Raw genomic sequence first — 19,779 nt, 5'->3', positions numbered from 1 at the left:
CGAGGTATCCGTTCTCCGCTTCGAGGGGCTGATTTGGCCTTCCGTAGAGGTTTACTCCCGTTTCGAGGGGCTGGTGGCCCGCTAGAACACGGGTATAAACGGCTTCGCCCCACCGTCATTCCGCCATTTTGGGGATGCGCTTACTTGAGTACCAGCCCCTCGAAACGGAGATAGATCTCCGGAAAGGGTCAAAACAGCCCCTCGAAACTCAAGATGGCGGTTGCAGGGCGGTTGAGGATCAGTCGAAGAGCGGTTCAAACGCAAATGTGAACAATGCCACATGTGATTGGGCGGGTCGCTGCACGCCGATTTTCGGGGGTGCATGGGAATGGCGGAATATCAATGAAAAACCCTATATCTAGGTTTGTTATGTGACACGCGCCACTACATATAGTGCCTTGATTTCAAATCACACCGCTGTAATATGGCCTTCGCTTCACTGTTCATCAGAACCACATCAAGGGGAGTCGCCATGACCGTCACCGTGTTCACCAAGCCGCATTGCCCGCAGTGCGATGCCACCAAGCGCCAGCTCACCAAGCTGGGTGTGCCGTTTGAAACCGTGGACCTGACGCAGAACCCCTCCACCCTTGAGCAGCTGCAGGCCGCCGGTTTCCAGCAGGCTCCGGTGGTCATCACGCCGGACAACTCCTGGACCGGCTACCGCCCCGACCTGATTCGCGAAGTCGCCCAGCAGGTGGCCGCCGACAACCGCGCCGCCGCCACGGTGTCCGCGTGAGTCTGAGCCAGCCCGAATTCGCGGCCGAAGGCAAGACGATCGGCGCATTGGTCTACTTCTCGTCGGCCTCCGAAAACACCGCACGGTTCGTGGCCGGATGCCGTTTGCAGGACGAAGGCATCAACGTCTACCGCATCCCGTTGCGGGCCGCCGCCCCGGCGCTAAACGTCCGCGAACCGTACGTCATCATGGTGCCCACCTATGGCGGCGGCGTGGTCAAGAAAGCAGTGCCGATTCAGGTCAAACGCTTCCTCAACGATCCAGCCAACCGCGAGTGGATTCGCGGCGTCATCGCCTCAGGCAACACCAATTTCGGTGAGGCCTACTGTGCCGCCGGAGACATCATCGCCGCCAAATGCAAGGTGCCCTACCTCTACCGTTACGAACTCATGGGCACCCCGGAAGACACTGCCGCCGTGCGAAACGGCCTCGTCCGCTTCTTCACCGAACAGTAAATCTTGACCCCCTCGAGGTATTGGCTCCCCTCTCCGAGGGGAGCTGTCAACGAAGTTGACTGAGGGGAGCAACTGTCTGAGTAAACACACTTCTGCCATATTCCAAGGATTTCCAATGACTGACCTCACCGCCACCGGCCTGCCGCTCGACAATACTGCCGACACCGCAGCGGAACAGTACGACCCGGCGCACGATTACCACGCGCTCAACGCGATGCTCAACCTCTATGACGCCGACGGCAAGATCCAGTTCGACAAAGACAAGGCCGCCGAACGCGAATACGTGACAGGGCACGTGGCCACCAACAGCAAGCGGTTCGCCTCCGCCGCCGAGCGTCTCGAATACCTGATCAGCAACCAGTACTACAACCCTGCGGTCTTCAACCAGTACTCCGCTGAATTCCTCGACCGCATCTACGAGCACGTGGAATCCGCCGGCTTTGAGTTCGGCACTTTCCTTGGTGCGTTCAAGTTCTACACGTCCTACGCGCTCAAGACGTTCGATGGTCGCCTCTATCTTGAGGACTTCCCGCAGCGTTGCGCCGCTGTGGCCCTGGAGCTCGCCGCCGGCAATGAGCAGCAGGCCATCGAATACGCCGACGAAATGCTTGCCGGCCGCTTCCAGCCCGCCACCCCGACCTTCCTGAATCTCGGCAAGGCCCAGCGTGGCGAACCGGTCAGCTGCTTCCTGGTGCGCATCGAAGACAACATGGAGTCGATTTCGCGCGGCATCAACGCGGCCCTCCAGCTCTCCAAGCGCGGCGGTGGCGTGGCCCTGCTGCTGAGCAACCTGCGCGAGCTCGGCGCCCCGATCAAGCACATCGAGAACCAGTCCAGCGGCGTGATTCCGGTCATGAAGCTGCTGGAGGACTCCTTCTCCTATGCCAACCAGCTCGGCGCACGTCAGGGCGCGGGCGCGGTGTACCTCAACGCCCACCACCCTGATATCCTGCGCTTCCTGGATACCAAGCGAGAGAACGCGGACGAGAAGATCCGCATCAAGTCGCTGGCTCTTGGCGTGGTGATTCCGGACATCACGTTCGAACTGGCCAAACAGAAGGCCCAGATGGCCCTGTTCAGCCCGTACGACGTGGAGCGCGTGTACGGCAAGCCGTTCGCCGACATCTCCGTTACCGAGCATTATGACGAGATGGTGGCCGACGACCGCATCAAGAAGACCTACATCGACGCCCGTAAGTTCTTCACCACCATCGCCGAACTGCAGTTCGAATCCGGCTACCCGTACATCGTGTTCGAGGACACGGTCAACCGCGCGAACCCGATCGAAGGTCGCGTGACCATGTCCAACCTGTGCTCGGAAATCCTGCAGGTTCAGGAGCCGAGCGCATACAACGAGGACCTCACGTATGCGCATGTCGGCCGCGACATCTCCTGCAATCTAGGTTCGCTCAACATCGCTAAGGCGATGGATGGCGGCTTGGGCCACACGGTGGAGACGGCGATCCGCGCACTCACCTCGGTGGCCGAGCACACCAGCATCAACGCGGTGCCTTCGATTCGCCGCGCCAATGAGGAGGGCCACGCCATCGGTCTCGGCCAGATGAACCTGCACGGCTTCCTGGCCCGCGAAGGCATCCAGTACGGTTCTGAAGAGGGCCTCGACTTCACCGACATGTACTTCATGACCGTGGCCTACCACGCCTACCGTGCCTCGCACGCGCTCGCCGTGGAGCATGGCCGCACGTTCGCCAGCTTCGCTACGAGCGACTACGCCAAGCCGGCCGGCCAGGGCAACTACTTCGACAAGTACACCGATGGTCGTCGTTCGCTCACTCCGCGCACCGAACGGGTCCGTGCGCTGTTCGAACAGTACGGCATCGCGATCCCGACTGCGGCCGACTGGGAGGCCCTGCGCGACGCGATTCTGAAGGACGGCATCTACAACCAGAACCTGCAGGCCGTGCCGCCCACCGGCTCGATCTCGTACATCAACCATTCCACGAGCTCGATTCACCCGATCGCCTCCAAGATCGAGATTCGCAAGGAAGGCAAGATCGGGCGCGTGTACTACCCGGCCGCCTACATGACCAACGACAACCTCGGGTACTACAAGGACGCCTACGAGATCGGCTGGAAGGCCATCGTCGACACGTACGCCGAGGCCACCCAGCACGTGGATCAGGGACTGTCGCTGACGCTGTTCTTCCCGGACACCGCCACCACCCGCGACCTCAATAAGGCCCAGATCTACGCCTGGCGCAAGGGCATCAAAACCCTCTACTACATCCGCATCCGCCAGCAAGCCCTGGAAGGCACTGAGGTCCAAGGCTGCGTCTCCTGCATGCTCTGATCGTTCGAGGGAGCGTATACCGCCTTTCTTCGGCACTCGACGTACCTTCGTACGCCTTCGGCCTCAGACGGCGGTCTCCGCACGCATTGAACAACCAGAGAGCCGTTGTTACTCCCCTCACTCGGCTAACGCCGACAGCTCCCCTCAGAGAGGGGAGCTGGCCGCGAAGCGGACTGAGGGGGGCTCCACCATCTAAGGAACCAACAATGTCACGAACCGTCTATAGAGCACTGCTCCGGCTGACCGCGCCGGAGGAGTTCGAAAACAAATCCAACGACGATAACGACAACGAGTAAAAGGAACACTACTCATGGCACCTATCTCCATTCCGCGCAAACCGCTGAAACTCATCGACCGCGTCTCCGCAACCAACTGGAACCGCCTCGAAGACGAGAAAGACCTTGAGGTCTGGGACCGCCTGACCGGCAACTTCTGGCTGCCCGAAAAAGTTCCCGTCTCCAACGACATCCCCAGCTGGCAGAAGATGACCGAGGACGAGCACACGCTCACCATGCGCGTCTTCACCGGCCTGACCCTGCTTGACACCATCCAGGGCACGGTCGGCGCCGTCTCCCTGATTCCGGACGCGCTCACCCCGCACGAGGAGGCCGTGTACACCAACATCGCCTTCATGGAATCCGTGCACGCCAAAAGCTACTCGTCCATCTTCTCCACCCTGTGCTCCACCGAGCAGATCGATGCCGCATTCGACTGGAGCGAGAACAATGAGTTCCTGCAGAAGAAGGCGGAGATCGTGCTCGACTATTACGAGGGCGACAACCCGTACAAGCGCAAGGTGGCCTCCACCCTGCTCGAATCGTTCCTCTTCTACTCCGGCTTCTATCTGCCGATGTACTTCTCCGCGCACGCCAAGCTGACGAACACCGCCGACGTGATTCGTCTGATTATCCGCGATGAGGCCGTCCACGGCTACTACATCGGCTACAAGTACCAGAAGGGCATCGCCCAGCTGAGCGATGCCGAGCGCCTGGATCTGCAGGACTACACGTACGACCTGCTCAACGAGCTGTACGACAACGAGGTGGAGTACACCCAGTCGCTGTACGATCGCGTGGGCCTGACCGATGACGTCGAGAAGTTCCTGCGCTACAACGGCAACAAGGCGCTGATGAACCTCGGTTACCCGGCTTTGTTCCCGGCTGAGATTTGCGATGTGAACCCCGCGATCCTGGCCGCCCTGAGCCCGAACGCCGACGAAAACCACGACTTCTTCTCCGGCTCCGGCTCCTCCTACGTGATGGGCAAAGCCGAAGAAACCGATGACGACGACTGGGACTTCTAAGGGTTTCGCGGTCCGCGAACCCGCAGCGCCGCCGCGTTCGCACGGCGGCGCTACGCTGGAGATATGGAACAGGAGCCGTTGGTCAGCATCATCATCCCGGTATATAAGGTCGAGAAGTTCCTCGACGAATGCGTGGCGTCTGTTGCCGCGCAGACGTACGCCAATCTGGAGATTCTGCTGGTCGACGACGGCTCGCCCGACAATTGCCCGGCCATGTGCGACGCCTGGGCCGCCCGCGACCCGCGCATACGCGTGATTCACAAGCCCAACGGCGGCCTGTCCGACGCCCGCAACTCCGGTATCGCTGAGGCTATCGGCGCGTACATATACTTCGCCGATTCCGACGACACCGTGGCACCCACGTTGGTGGAGGACTGCCTGAACGCCATGCGCGAGTATGACGCCGACCTCGTGATGTTCCAGTTCGACACCATCTCCGAGAACAACAAGCCGCTGCTGTCCAACTATCGCCACAACGACTTCACCGAGGTGCAGGTCCTGACCCCGGTCGAGGTCATCAAAAAGCAAGTCAAGGCTGAGATTGACGGCTATTTCTGGGCCTTCCTGGCACCCGCCTCCACCTATCAGGGCACCGGATTCTCCTTCCCGGTGGGTCGCAAAATCGAGGATCTCTCCCGTATCTGCAACGTGATCGGCGAGGCCACGCGCGTGGTCCGTCTGCCCAAGGCGCTGTACCACTACCGCATGCGCGAGGGGTCGATTACCGCCAGCTGGGATCCGCAGCTCACCCGCGACTGGACCCGCGCCGCCGACGACCGCGAGGAATACATCGTCCACCGATTCCCCGAGCTCAAGGGCTTCATGACGCTGCAACAGCTGAATTTTTTTGCCAACCTCGATTACGAGACCATGCGCCAGTCGCTGATCGCCGGGCTCAAGATCGATCCCGAGGACGCCGACGCGCTTCGTCGCCGCATCGAGGGCCTGACCAAGTCCGCCGATGAGGGCGATGAGCCCGTACCGGAAACGTTGCGTGAGTTGCTCGGACTGCTCAAGCTGGGCATCGCCAAGGTGGCCGATGGCACGTTCGGTAAGGCCGATGGCAGCAGTACTGATGGCGATGCCGAGAACGATGACGTAACGCTGGCCGACCGTTTCCGCGACATGCGCGAGGACTGGCGCCAGCTGCGCATCCAGCGCATCGAAGACGCCGAGGAGCGCAAGGCCGAGCGCAAAGCCGCCCGCAACGGCGTCACCTTCGAGTCTGTGTCGCATTAGTCGGCGACTGATGGAATCCATCAGTCCGGGAAGAGCAGACCTGCTCTACGTCGGGCGTGCCGGTTCGCACGTTCGAGAAACAGGCGTGTCATGGGCCGAACCACACAACACCCCCAGAAACGTCCATAAAGTTAACTACATTTCAGACACGCCACTTGCCTTGGTCCACGGTCCGTGTATAGTAGTTCTCGGCTCAACGAAGAGAACCTTCACTGAACCGGAAAAAAGTAAACGCTGAAGCTTGCAGTTTCCGAAAGCAAAGTTGTACGTCGGTGGCGAGGGCGGAAGCACAGTAAAGAACAAATCCCTTTACAACGGATCGTGAGGCACGTACCTGCCTCTGAAAGGATTAGTAATTATGGCAGAAGTCGTTTTCGACCACGTCACTCGTATCTACCCGGGCAACGATAAGCCCTCCGTGGATGATCTGAATCTTGATATCAAGGATGGCGAGTTCCTCGTCCTCGTCGGCCCTTCTGGCTGTGGTAAGTCTACGACCCTTCGTATGCTCGCCGGCCTGGAAGAGGTCAACAAGGGCCGCATCCTCATTGGTGGCAAGGATGTCACCACGATGCAGCCGAAGGACCGCGACATCGCAATGGTGTTCCAGAACTACGCTCTGTACCCGCACATGACCGTTGCCGACAACATGGGCTTCGCCCTGAAGATCGCCGGCACTCCGAAGGACGAGATTCGCAAGCGCGTCGAGAAGGCCGCTGAGATTCTCGACCTGACCGAGTACCTCGACCGCAAGCCGAAGGCTCTGTCCGGTGGTCAGCGTCAGCGTGTGGCCATGGGTCGTGCAATCGTCCGTGAGCCGAAGGTCTTCCTCATGGATGAGCCGCTGTCCAACCTCGACGCCAAGCTCCGTGTCCAGACCCGTACCCAGATCGCTGCTCTGCAGCGCCAGCTGGGTGTCACCACCCTGTACGTGACCCACGATCAGACCGAGGCCCTGACGATGGGCGATCGCATCGCCGTCATCAAGCTCGGTATCCTGCAGCAGGTCGGCGCCCCGACTGAGCTGTACGATCGTCCGGCCAACGTCTTCGTCGCCGGCTTCATCGGCTCCCCGTCGATGAACCTGAACACCCACCCGGTGGTCAACGGCAAGGCGAAGATCGGTGAGGACACCGTGGACCTGCCGGCTGAGGCCGTCAACAAGCTCACCGCCGAAGACAACGGCCAGATCGTGGTCGGCTTCCGTCCTGAGGACGCTGGTCTGGCCCCGGCTGACGACCCGAACGCCTTCTCCCTGAAGGTTGTGAACGTCGAGGATCTGGGCTCCGATGGCTACATCTACGGCAACATCATCACCGATGGCTCCGCAGCTGAGGCTGCCCAGGTCATGTCCGACCAGAACAAGCTCACCACGATTCGTGTGAATCCGCGTGCGCTGCCGAAGGTTGGCGCGACCGTCAAGATCAAGATCGACCCGGCCAAGATGCACCTGTTCGCTCCGTCGACTGAGCTGCGTCTGAACTAATAGATACTTGGCGAGGTCTAATCGCTTCGTCAACCATTAAACGAGGTTATTCTCTTCCTCTCTTATGACCTCGTTGGAAAAGCCCTGCATAGCTGCGGGGCTTTTCTTTTTGCCTAGAAAACGTACGCTAACTGGCCCCGCAAATGAACATTTTCTAGTTTTTCGACAACTTTTTCCTAGAAAGGGGGTATGATTATATGCAGTAACCCCCGAAAAGAGGATTGCGAATCTATGAGGGGAAACAGTGAGCTCGAAATTGAAGTTCGTCCGTTGCGGGTTTAACGGAGGAACAGAACAGGAATCTGGACGGCAGAGCCATGCCTTGAAGCGTTGCCTTGCTTCGGTTATTGCTGTTTCCTTGTCCATCGTGTGCATGGTGCCTGCAGCATATGCTCAGAATATAGACGATGTGAGTAGCTCTCCTAATGCCGTAATTTCTGAGGAGGGGGGGGTAATACTGTCGTAGCTGCTCCTTCTGCTCGCAATGTCAACGTTGACGATAAGACGTCAGAAGAGGCCAATACATCAAACGGTGCGCCAACACCTTCCGAAACGAATCAAGACGCACAGCAGGATTCATCTCCTTCATCTTCTACTACTGGTGATTCTTCCGAATCCTCAAATGGTGCGACAGACAATAAGGCGGACGACTCAGCAGAAGCTGCCGCTGGCAATTCCGCCAATGATGGAGCCCAAACGCAGGCTCCAAACGATGCTTCTTCTCAAGATGCCAAGAACGATTCCTCAAATGCGACGGATCAATCGCCGGCGAAGGCCAATGTGCAGGTCGCCGCGACGGCGCTTGGCGGCCGTGACTTTGAGGGTCAGGTCACCAAGGAGATCAACGGCAAGACCTACATCCTGATTGGTAACGAGCAGCAGCTGCGTGCGATTGGTTCCGGCAAGAAGGTTATTGGCCGCATCAACAAGGTCACGCAGACTTGCATGCGACAAGGACCCAATTATCAGTGGGTGGACGGCACGCCGTCTTCCGAATACGCCGGTGACGCCGATCTCTCCGATTCAGATACTTTGCGCGATGCTGATGCCTCCGACTATGACAATTCGCTGGCGATATGTCGTACGAAAGTGGACGCTGGTAATACCCGCATCAAGTATTACGGCGTGGGTGCTGATGGCACGCAAACGGACTACTCCGCTGCCAACACCGGCCTGACCTATTCCGCAGACGCCAACTACCTGATCTTCCGTGACATCGACCTGTCCAAGAACGCGGCAGATACCAACAACACCGAGTGGACTCCGCTCATGTTCTCCGGCACTATGCTCGGTGCGGTCTCCAATGACGGCGACACCGCAGCCAGCCTGTGGAAGGCTGTTGGTGCCGATGGCGCAAGCGTGGTTCACGCTACCGCAGCTCGGCCGGTCATCAGCCATGTGGTCGTCAATCAGAAAGATATGGTCTCTAATGTCAAAGGCGACCAGCTGGATGTCAGCAAGCAGCAGGGCATCGGCTTCTTCGCCTCGATCACGAACAAGACCGTGATGAACAGCAACAGTCTGGGCAGCGCCGGTACGGCCGTGGTGTCGAACCTCAAGCTGCAGGATGTGTCGGTGGCGAATCATACGAGTGAATCGTATATTCCGGCGACCTTGCTCGGTATGCTCACTTCGGCAGTGGGTGGACTTTTGGATCTTCTGCTTAAGGCGTTGAAACTGCTGACATTCGGACAAGTAGATCTTGGCCTCAATCTTCGAGGTCTGCTCACCCTGCACAAAGACAATCCCTCCAATCTCGCCACGGGTGCGTTCGCCGGCCGTATTTACGGCGATGCCAAGGTCACGGATTGTGAAGTGGCGGATGTTTCGGTATCCAGCGTAAGCCGTATGACCGGTGGTTTCGTGGGATATGTTGAGGGCGCAACCCGATACGATGCGGTCTCCGGCATCGTGGGAACGCTCACCAATGTACTCTCGAAGATCTTGGGTGTCATCCCATTCCTCGGGCTGGGCGATCTGGTGGACTGGTTGCTGTCCGGCACGCTCGGGCTGAATGCCTTGATTCCGGTTGGCTACTACAACCCGGTTATCTCGAACAGTTCGGTGAACGGGTTCAAAAAGAACGTGGTGATCGGCAACAAGGACAACCCGCAGGCCGGCGGCTTCGTCGGTGCGCAGATTGGTGCAATCATTGAGAACTCTTCGGTGACGAGCACGAATGGTTTCACCGTGCAGGCAACGCAATACGCCGGTGGCTTCGCCGGAGTAAGCCGCAACGGCAACGTGGGTGGTCTGCTCGATTCGCTTGGTATTGATTTGCTGTCTGCGCTGCGTCCGCAGAGCCTCATCGAGAACAGCAACCTGACCGTCGACGGCGATGGCAAGGTCACTGTATCTGCCACGGACTATGCCGGTGGATTTAGCGGCGCGATGGCCAATGCCTACGCGGTCAATAATACGATTTCAGCCACGGCTGCCGTGTCTACTGATAAATCCCATGCCGGCGGATTCACCGGATTTGCCTCCGTGGGATGGGGCCTGGAACTCGGCACGGACGATGCCGCGAACGCATCGCTGCTGAAACAACTCACCAAGGCTGTGGCCAAATTGCTGAGCGGCAGCGGTAGTGGTGCGGGAGAACTGCTGTCCATCGTCGGTGTGAATCCCTCCGTGATTCTCGGCACGCAGATGAAGGGCTCCCTCACCGTTAAGGCTGGTGGCGATTACGCGGGCGGTCTCGTGGGCGAAGGTTCGGGCACGGTGATCGGCGACTCCTCACAGGATCATCTCAAGAACCTTACGTTCTGGAAGTACAACAATCCTCGTGACTTCCCCCAGCAGCGCTCCACCACCATAGAAGGCCTTGAATCGGTCACGGCCACGGGCTCCTACGCGGGTGGCATCGCCGGCAATCTGCAACCGACAACGGTAGCTGGGTTGCTCAACAGTGTGGTGAAAATTGGCGATATCGCCACGCTCAAGAAGTTCGACCAGTTTGCCGCGTTCACCGTGGAGAACATGTCTGTCACCGCTCCGGCATCCGGTTTGACGGTGAAGGCCGGTTCATACTATGCGGGCGGTGCCATCGGATGCGCCACCGGTGGTGACGTGACCAACACGAACCTTACCAATCTGGCCACGGTCACGGCCAAGGGAGAAGCCGGCGGTTTCATCGGCTTCTCCGGACCAGGCGACGCCGTTGGTGCCGGCGGGCTCAATGTGCTTGGGCTTATCAAGCTTTCCGGTCTGCTATCGGTTGCCCAATATTCTTCGGTTGCAGTCACTTCATCGAATGTGAACGGCATCGCCAACGGATTCACGGTCAAGGCGACCGGCAAGAACGAGAACAACGAGACCACCGATTACGCTGCGGGCGGTTTCTACGGTCAGGCCAACAGCACCAAGACCCGCGAAAGCCATGTGACGAACCTCAAGTCGGTCGCGGCCGATACCAGCACATCCGATGGCATCGCGGGTGGCTTCGTGGGCTTCTCCACCACCGGTGGCCTCGCTGACGCACTTAGCAACGCCGATGATTCCAGCGTGTTGGACAACCTCATCAAGGGCGGACTGCTGTCCGTGAACGACCTGCTCGGTGCCATGCCGTATCTGATTCCAAGCTATACGTATACCACCGTGACGTACGTCAACGGCGGTTACGTCGAAGGGGATATCGCGGGAGGCTATGCGGGAAACTTCCAAAGCGGCAAAGTCAATCAGTTCTCCGAAACTGATCTCGAGAACGACTCAACGCTGGCAGACGTGCAGTCCCGCGTTCAAGCCAACCCCGTGGCCGTTGTCAACCTCGACCATGTGACCGGCGGCGCATACGCAGGCGGTTTCGGCGGCAAGGTCGTTTCCGGCGCACTCGCTTCGGCTGGCAACGGCGGCCTGAGCCTGCTCGGCAAATTCGGTACGGTGGATCTCGCCAACCTGCTGCAGGTGGTGCAGGGCTATGTGCCGTTCATCTCCTACGCGGGCGTGCATTCCGATGCCACCACCGTGGAGACCACCAGCGGCAACAAGATTTCCGACCCGGACGATCCCGGCTTCACCGTCTCCGCCACCCGACTTGACCAATCCGATACGCAATCCGGTTCCGCCGGCGGCTACATCGGCTACGGTTCCGGCGTGCAGGTATCCCATTCCAGCGTGACCCAACTGCGCCACACCGACGTCAAGGCACCGAAGAATCTGGAAACCACCGGATCCATCGACGACACCTATCTGAGCAAAGACAGCTCGTATGCAGTCACCGCCGCTCGGTATGCCGGCGGCTACATCGGCAAAATGGACATCGGCTCGGCGGCGGCCGTGGGCGGCGGCTTGAGCCTGCTCGACCAGAACGTCAATCTCAACGATGTACTCAGTGTGCTGGATGTCGTCGTCTCGACGATTGAACATTCCGATGTGACCGGCGGCATCGGCGGATACTCCGTGCTGGCCGGCACGGCAGACCATAGGAACGCCAACAACAAGCCCGATCCACTGGGTATGGCCGGCGGCTTCGCCGGAGACATCGAAGGCGGCCATATCCAGGACTCCAGCTCGCATGAGTTCGTATACATCATCGGCCAGGTTTCGGCCGGCGGCTACGTGGGCACCATGCAGCCGGGAGCCGTGGCAAACGTACTCGGCGACGGCAGCGTGCTCAAGAAGCTCGTCAACCTCGACAACCTGCTCTCGCTCGTGCAGGACTTCGTGCCGACGATTCGCAACAGCTCGACCGATGCCACAGTGTGCGGCGGCGCGGTGCGCGCACAGGCGGCATCGGATACGACCACACGCCGCGGCATGGCCGGCGGCTATGCGGGACGTAACCGCGGCGGCCATATCTGGGGCAACAACACCGCAGCATGGAAGCAGGAGAACACCGACGGCAAATACAACGGGCCGCAACGCGTAGCCTATGCCGCGCGCATCCGCAGCGTATACGGTGCCGAAATCGCCGGCGGCTACACCGGCTTCATGGAAGCGGCCGATACCGCTGAAGGCGGTTCGCTCTCCTTGCTCGGCGGTCTCATCAAGGCCGGCAACCTCGCCGGCGTGCTGTCCGTGGTCTACCCGACTGAGGAGCACACGAAGGTCACCGGTCCGCTGCGCAATATGAGCTACGACCAGTGGAAGACGTGGGTCGACAACATCGGCAAGTACGGTGCGTATGGCAAGGAATTCACCGATGTGACCACGGCTGATGGTGCGGGCTCTGTTACCGACCAGGATTCCCTGGACAAGTTCCTCGAATCCTACATCTTCGGATTCAACGTCGTCGCAGGACGTGCGGAGTATCGGACCGGCGCGAACCTGCATGATTCCGGCGTCGCCGGCGGACACGTCGGCCTGATGCGCACCGGCACGATCACCGATGGCCAGTCGATGGACGTCAAGACCGTCTCCGCCATGCGTGCGGCAGGTGGCTACGCGGGCACGATGGAATCCGGCTCGGCATCCTCGTTCGGCTCCATCCAACTATTCGGCGACAAAGGCATCAAACTTGATCTGGGTCAGATGCTCGACGTGGCACAGGTATTCGTGCCAGTCATCAAATCCTCGAGCGTGGCCGGCTACCGCAAGGGTATGAAGGTCGTGGCCACCGGCGAAGACATCACGCACGGCACCGGCAACGCCGGTGGCTACGTGGGTCTCGCGGTCGGCGGCCAGATCTGGGGCGATCTCGACCAGAACGGCCAGAAGCTTGCCGATGGGGCCACTGCTGACAAGGCGGCCGGTGCCAACGTCTCCAACCTGCGCAAGGTGGAAGGCCGCAACAACGTCGGCGGATTCATCGGCGTGGCCACTGCCGGCGCGGTCGCGGATGTGGACACCAACGCATCCGAGGGATTCCTGCAAGGAATCCTCGACTCGCTGGTCTCGACCCCGGCAAGTCTGGTCAGCGTATTGCAGGCCACGGTTACGACGATTCGCGGTGCGCATGTGAGCTCGGATGACCCGGCATGGGGATACACGGTCGACGGCGCATATGAGACCAAGGACGATAAGGGTAACACCACAACCAAGTATGCCCTGAACGCCGGCGGTTTCGCCGGCTCGCTGCAGGCCTCGATCCTCGGTGACAAGGATTCCGCCAAAGGCACCGGCAGTGAAGCGGATCCGAACAATGACCCAGCCGCACTTACAGTCACCGGGCTGCGTGCCGTTGAAGGCGGGCAATACGCGGGCGGCTTCTTCGGCCTTGCCGATGTGTCCAGCGTCGCTTCCGTCGGCGGCGGCGAGGCCGGCGATAAGCAGGACACCAACCTGCTGCTCAAACTGCTCAAGGTCGGCAACGTGGGCGTGCTCGAAGCGTTCCGCACCTTCATCTACGACGGTCAGGTCAACGGCGTGAACGACGGCATCCAAGTCGTCGCCCATGATTCCACCACGAAGGGCATGCTCGACTCGAAGCGTTACACCGGTGCGGCCGGTGGCTTCGGCGGTGGACTGATCAATGGCTCCGTCAAGCAGTCCAACGTCACCAACCTCAACAGTGTGACCGGCGTGAACTACGTGGGCGGCTTCATCGGGCACCTCGGCAAATCCGACACGGTCGCCGCCGACAATGCACAGCTCGGCACGGATGCGCTCAATCTGCTCGGTGCCACGGCCGGCGTACTTGACATCTGGGGCTCGCATGTCGGTGATTCGCATGTCACCGGCATCCCGGACGGCTACACCGTCACCGCCACACACCATGGCGACGATTACGGCAAAGCCACCGACAAGGCCACCGGGCGCGAGGTCGCGGGCGGATTCGTCGGCTACGCGGACCTGGCCCGAGTGAAGGGCTGCACGGCCGGCAATCTCAAGAAGGTCACCAGCGGCGAGATCGCCGGCGGATTCGTCGGCGAAACCAGCCGCGCCTATCTGGTCGATACGCAGGTCAACTCGGTACTCGTGGAACTGCTCCTGCAAGTAGTGAACGCGCTGGTCAAGCTCCTGTACCTCGACAAGGCGCAGCAGGTCGGCGTCATCGACTTGGGCAAGTGGTTCCCGACTATCTTCGGCAAGGTATTCGACCTCAAGGTGCTCTCGGAAGGCGATGTGCTGTACGTGAACCTGTTCGGGCTGAAGGTGAGCGTCGCCCTGTCCAAGGCCGACGCCGAAAACCAGCAGCAGACCGACGTGGCGATCGTCACCATCGGCGACAGCGTCATCAAACTGCCCTGCAGCAAGGACGGCATCGACATGGATGGGTCAGGTAGCAACCTGACCGTCCAACTCATCAAGGGCAACCGCACCCGCGTGGAACAGTCCACCGTGACGGGCATCGCCAGCGGCTATGACGTGTTCGGTGGTGGAGCGACTCAGGATACCGACGGCATGAAAGACCTTTCCACAGGCTACGCGGGCGGTTTCGCCGGACTGAACGACGAGGGCGTGCTGGCAGACGACCACATGGTCTACGCCGACACGATCCGCGGCACCAGCGGACTGGTCGACCCGTTCTCGAACACCAAACTCAAGTCCGTATGGGACTTCAACACCATGAGCGACATCCTCGGACCGGTCGATGAAGGCAACGGCGGCAAGGCATACAACACCTATCGCATCTACCGCAAGGCGGCCGCGAACGCCGGTGAGGCCCGCACCTCCGCACAGGACGGCAACAAGATCTTCTCGCAGAAGAACACGGCAGACGATGCGCTGAACACCGGACTCGATCGTTGGGAAGTGAAGCTGTTCGACGTGGTCAACACATACGACAGCGGCGCTGTGCACAGTGGTGCATCCGGCGACGCGGGCACCACATGGGTCGGCATCAAGGACGCCGTGACTGTGGCTGGTGGCAGCAGCACAAAGCTCGATGCCTACCAGTCCCCGGCCAAGGCCGTGCTCATGCTCGACGCGACCGTGACCGACAACAACGGCGGACTCACCCCCGAACCGGACGACGGCCAGGACCCGTGCGGCAAGGACGGTTGCCGAACCATTGACCTGACCGTCCAGAAGGTATGGAAGGACGGCAACCTCGAACGGCCGCAGTCGGTCGAGCTGAAGATCGCCGCGCACTATACCGATGGCAGTGGCAATACGGTGACGCCGCAGACGATTCAATGCTTCGGCGCGGATTGCACAACCGTGACGCAGAAGAATCCATGGACGGTGACGTTGGACTCCTCCGATGCCTCTTCCTGGAGCAACACCTGGCGCAAGGTGATTCAAGGACTGCCGGTCGCATTCGTGGATGGACAGGATGCCAACGGCAAGGACATCGTGCGTTACTACACGTACACCGTGAAAGAAACCGCCGTGACCTATAAGGACGGCGATACCACCAAGACCATCAAGCCCGCGGAGGCCGGATACCAAGTATCGGTCTCCTACAACACCAAGGAACGCGTGGCCATTGTTACCAATGCGGCGTTGCTTCCGGATACGGGAGGTGCGGGCACGATGTGGTTCCTGATGTTCGGCTTGCTGCTTATGGGAGCTGGCGTGGTCTGGTACGTGCGTAATCAACGCGTTCAATCCGGCACAGTCCGCTCGGGTTCCAGCCGTATACGAAAGCGAGGTGCCCATGCCGCGTGACGACCACATAGACAAACCGTACCTGCCAAACAGAAAAGATTTCCATTTAGGGAAAGGAACAGTAATGAAATCACTGATGAAAAAGGTTTTCGCTGCTGCCGCGGCGATTGCCACCGTATTTGGATTGGCCGCGACGACAGTCGCCACGGCCAACGCAGCGGATAATGCCACGCTGACGGTCAGCACTGCTGACGCGAAGTTCGCCGGTAAGACCGTGAACGCCTACAAGATGTTCTCCGCTACCGTGAGCGGTGACGGCACGGCTGTCTCCTACACGTTGACTGACGAGTGGAAGCCGTTCTTTGAGGACTCCGCTGCTTCCGGACTAACTGGTGCTACCAACGAGAACGTCAACGATAAAGCAAACGACTACGTATCCAAGCTGCAGGGTGAAGACTTGGTTGCTTTCGCTACCAAGGCATCGAACTGGGCGCAGACCAAGGCCAACAACATCGCGGCTGGCGTGACCACTCAGGTATCTGACGATGCCACGGACGGTAAGTACACTGCGACGTTCGCTGGTCTCGACTACGGCTACTACGTGGTCGCTGTGCCGGGTGCGACCTTGGCCAACACCAGTGGTCAATACGCCACGCTAGTTTCCGTTGACCGCGCTAATGTGACTGCCGACATCAAGGGCGACCTGCCTACCGTCGACAAGAAGGTACAGGTAGGCAGCACTGGTAAGGACGTCACCGACGCGAAGATCGGTGATACCCTGACCTTCACCCTGACCTCCACCATTCCAGACATGTCCGCCTATGACACCTACACCTTCAACTTCAAGGATACGTTGTCTAAGGGCCTCACCTTTGGACAAGTCACTTCCGTTACGGTCGACGGTGTGACTAATCCACTGACCGTGGGCACTGACTACACCGTCACCACTCCTACGGCCCCCGACAATACGCTTACTGTCGCCATGAAGGACTTCAAGGCCAAGCAGCAGGCCAATGCCGGCAAGACGATCACCGTCACCTACACGGCCACGTTGAACGAGAAGGCTGCTGTGGGCGGTCATGGTAACACCAACTCCGCAACGATTCAGTACTCCAACAACCCGAGCAGCAGTGGCACCGGTGAGTCCGAACCCAGCAAGGTTCGCGTCTTCACTTATGGCTTCACCGTCGATAAGTACACTGGTAAAAAATATGATGATGCCGCTACTCGACTTGCTGGCGCTGAGTTCACACTCGCACATAAGGACGGCTCCGCTATTAGCTTCGTGAAAGTCGCTGATAGTGAGACCCAGAACGCTGTATACCGTGTAGCCAAGGCTGGTGAGACAGGTGATATTATCATCACTCCTGCAAACGGTAAGGTTGTCTTCCAGGGACTGAAGAACGGCGAGTACACGCTCACCGAGACCAAAGCGCCGGCCGGCTACAACAAGCTCGCCAGCGCCATCGGCGTGAAGGTTGATGGCCAGAACGACGGTACTGACACCACGAATGCCACCGTCGCCATCACCTACAACAACAACAATGGCAGCAACTACAACCAGTCCGCATCGAACGGTGTTATCCCGGTCCAGAACAAGTCCGGTGTTACCCTGCCTGAAACTGGTGGCATGGGTACCATCGCCTTCACGGTGATTGGTGTGCTGGTCATCGCGCTCGGCGTTGCCTGGACTCTCAAGCGCAAGAACGCCTGACGAACATGACCGTGTTTTGGGTGTGAAGGGCACACACCCGCTACGCCCACAACACGGTTTCCTTGCGAAAAGAACGCTCGATGAAACGACTGCGCAACATCCTACCCTTACTAGTCATTCTCGGTGGAATGCTCATTCTGTTCTATCCGACGATCAGCAACTTCCTCATTATGCGCAACGCCAGCCGCGCCGTAAATAACTACGACGCCAGCGTTGAAGCATTGAGCCAGGAACAGTACCAGAAGGTGCTGGATGCTGCGCACGCCTATAACGAAAAGCTCGCCCAGAACGATGCAGGAGAGACCGACGCTCTTGCCAGTGCCGTCAATTCCGCATCCACGGACGAGGAATACAACAGTCTGCTCAATATTGACGGTGACGGCATGATGGGATACATCACTGTGCCTAAGCTCGATGAGACCTTGCCGATTTATCACGGCACTTCCGAGAAAGTGTTGCAATCCGGCATCGGACATCTCAAACAGACCTCACTGCCAGTTGGCGGCGCGTCCACTCATGCGGCGCTGTCTGGCCACCGGGGCTTGCCCACGGCAAAACTGTTCACGGACTTGAACCTTATGAAAAAAGGCGACAAGTTCTACATCACAATACTTAAAGACACGTATGCGTATCAGGTCGATAAGATCACTACCGTTCTGCCGACCGATACCAAACAACTGGCAATCGAGCCCGGCAAGGATTTGGTCACGCTCATCACCTGCACACCGTATGCGGTCAACACGCACCGGCTGCTGGTGCGCGGTCATCGCATCCCATACGCGCCGCAGCAGCAGGATGACGCCAAATCCACATTCCACGTGGACATCCCGCTGCAGTACTTGTTGCCGTCTCTCGCATTGATTGCCTTGCTCATCGCATGGCATTTGTGGCAACGGCATGAGCGGCGACGCCGGCAGAGTGGGAGCGCCAAGGTCGCGTCTGATGATTCTAGCTCCGCAGCCATCGAGCCGGACGGTGACTTGCCTCCTCAGCCAGCCAATACAAATAACCAATCACATTCATCACGGCGGAAAGGACCGGGCAGACATGTTAGACCCGCATAGCGGAAGCGAGTATGGTGCGGCGCGCATTGCTGCCATGATTGCCGCCACCATTACTATCATCCTCACTGGTCTTGTGTCTTTCGGCTTCATGGTGCCATACGCGCAAGCTGATTCCTTCGGCACTCTCACCATCAATGCCGTATGGGGCCGAGACACGGCTTCGCCCAAATCACTTGCCGGCGATACTTATGCCATCGTGCGCGTCGCCACTGTCACAACGAACAATGATGGTAGCGTTTCCTCATATAAAACCGTCAGTGATTTTTCCGGTCTCACTGCCGATTGGGAACGCCTGACATCGAGCGAATATCACGATGCCGCCAAGAAGCTGGCTGCACACGCGGCGAAAAACAAGCTATACCAGCATTCCGGCACCACTAACGTAGCTGGTCAGCTCACTTTCCAGAACCTACCGCTTGGCCTATATCTGGTCTCCCGCACGGATTCGGCGAAAGCCAACAAGGCATACGACTGTGATCCGTTCCTCATCTCGATTCCTGGCAGCGGAGATACGGCCGCCGATCTCAACATCACGGTAGAGCCGAAATTTAGCGCCGGAACTCTCGTCACTCCGCCCGAAAATAATCCAAACAAGGAGCCGGTAAAGCCTGGCGTTATCGGCCGTACCGGTGCCGCCGTAGGAAGCATTGCTGCGGCAGCGGGGCTCATGCTACTCGTTGCGTTCGTTTTATTCAGGCTGCGCATGAGGCGCCGCATGAGTGACGTCAATTTGAGCGACAAATCCCATACAGATGACGAAAGCGTTATGAAATGAGCCTGGGAGCTCCTCTGACCATGACTGCTTTTGATTTAATCGCAATAATTTGCGCAACAGGTTGGTTTGTTTATTCAATCGTTGTCCTCATAGTTGGGTGGCTCTTTACTGCGGATGACGGGGGCAAAACGAGCAAACAGGATTGTCTCTGGGCTATCGATTTTGTGTTGTTCGGTATCCTATTTTGTTTGATGCTTTTTGCTGGTGCTTGCGATACAAAATTAAAGATGGCTTGATTTCTTCTGATCTCATTCATGTGGGGG

At 59.0% G+C, this 19,779-nt stretch carries 11 protein-coding genes; all 11 read left to right on the top strand.

Annotated elements, in window-relative coordinates; translation table 11 throughout:
- The first annotated feature begins 472 nt into the window (after positions 1-472).
- The 11 genes from BLLJ_RS09865 (at position 473) to BLLJ_RS09815 (ending at position 19,752) form a co-directional block, all read left to right on the top strand.
- A complete protein-coding gene (locus BLLJ_RS09865; RefSeq protein ID WP_007051803.1) occupies positions 473-739 on the top strand; it encodes a glutaredoxin family protein in 267 nt (88 codons plus the stop codon).
- Entirely contained in the window at positions 736-1,194 is a 459-nt protein-coding gene (nrdI, locus tag BLLJ_RS09860; RefSeq protein ID WP_008783041.1) for a class Ib ribonucleoside-diphosphate reductase assembly flavoprotein NrdI, read from the top strand. The genes BLLJ_RS09865 and nrdI overlap by 4 nt, the downstream gene beginning before the upstream one ends.
- 115 nt (positions 1,195-1,309) lie before the next feature.
- Positions 1,310-3,505: a class 1b ribonucleoside-diphosphate reductase subunit alpha gene (gene nrdE / locus BLLJ_RS09855; RefSeq protein WP_013583035.1), complete on the top strand. Its 2,196-nt coding sequence runs from the start codon at positions 1,310-1,312 to the stop codon at positions 3,503-3,505.
- Positions 3,506-3,815: 310 nt separating this feature from the next.
- A complete protein-coding gene (nrdF, locus tag BLLJ_RS09850) occupies positions 3,816-4,808 on the top strand; it encodes a class 1b ribonucleoside-diphosphate reductase subunit beta (protein ID WP_013583034.1) in 993 nt (330 codons plus the stop codon).
- A 63-nt stretch (positions 4,809-4,871) separates the two neighbouring features.
- Entirely contained in the window at positions 4,872-6,047 is a 1,176-nt protein-coding gene (locus BLLJ_RS09845) for a glycosyltransferase family 2 protein (RefSeq protein ID WP_013583033.1), read from the top strand.
- A 358-nt stretch (positions 6,048-6,405) separates the two neighbouring features.
- Positions 6,406-7,533, top strand: a complete 1,128-nt coding sequence (locus BLLJ_RS09840; RefSeq protein WP_007054633.1) for an ABC transporter ATP-binding protein — start codon at positions 6,406-6,408, stop codon at positions 7,531-7,533.
- A 780-nt stretch (positions 7,534-8,313) separates the two neighbouring features.
- Entirely contained in the window at positions 8,314-16,023 is a 7,710-nt protein-coding gene (locus BLLJ_RS09835; RefSeq protein WP_013583032.1) for an LPXTG cell wall anchor domain-containing protein, read from the top strand.
- Between the two features lie 64 nt (positions 16,024-16,087).
- Positions 16,088-17,677, top strand: a complete 1,590-nt coding sequence (locus BLLJ_RS09830; protein WP_013583031.1) for a SpaH/EbpB family LPXTG-anchored major pilin — start codon at positions 16,088-16,090, stop codon at positions 17,675-17,677.
- A gap of 80 nt (positions 17,678-17,757) precedes the next feature.
- Positions 17,758-18,741 carry a class C sortase gene (locus tag BLLJ_RS09825; protein WP_032740918.1) on the top strand — a complete coding sequence of 328 codons (984 nt, stop codon included), beginning with the start codon at positions 17,758-17,760 and terminating at the stop codon, positions 18,739-18,741.
- Entirely contained in the window at positions 18,725-19,516 is a 792-nt protein-coding gene (locus BLLJ_RS11005) for a hypothetical protein (RefSeq protein ID WP_032740916.1), read from the top strand. The genes BLLJ_RS09825 and BLLJ_RS11005 overlap by 17 nt, the downstream gene beginning before the upstream one ends.
- 20 nt (positions 19,517-19,536) lie before the next feature.
- The gene (locus BLLJ_RS09815) at positions 19,537-19,752 is read left to right on the top strand and encodes a hypothetical protein (protein WP_071474701.1); all 216 of its coding nucleotides are present in this window, start codon (positions 19,537-19,539) and stop codon (positions 19,750-19,752) included.
- Positions 19,753-19,779 lie beyond the last annotated feature (27 nt).

The sequence above is a fragment of the Bifidobacterium longum subsp. longum JCM 1217 genome (genome assembly GCF_000196555.1).
GTDB lineage: Bacteria > Actinomycetota > Actinomycetes > Actinomycetales > Bifidobacteriaceae > Bifidobacterium > Bifidobacterium longum.
The sequence above is the reverse complement of the archived record's forward strand: the minus strand, read 5'-3'. Positions and strand labels throughout refer to the sequence as shown.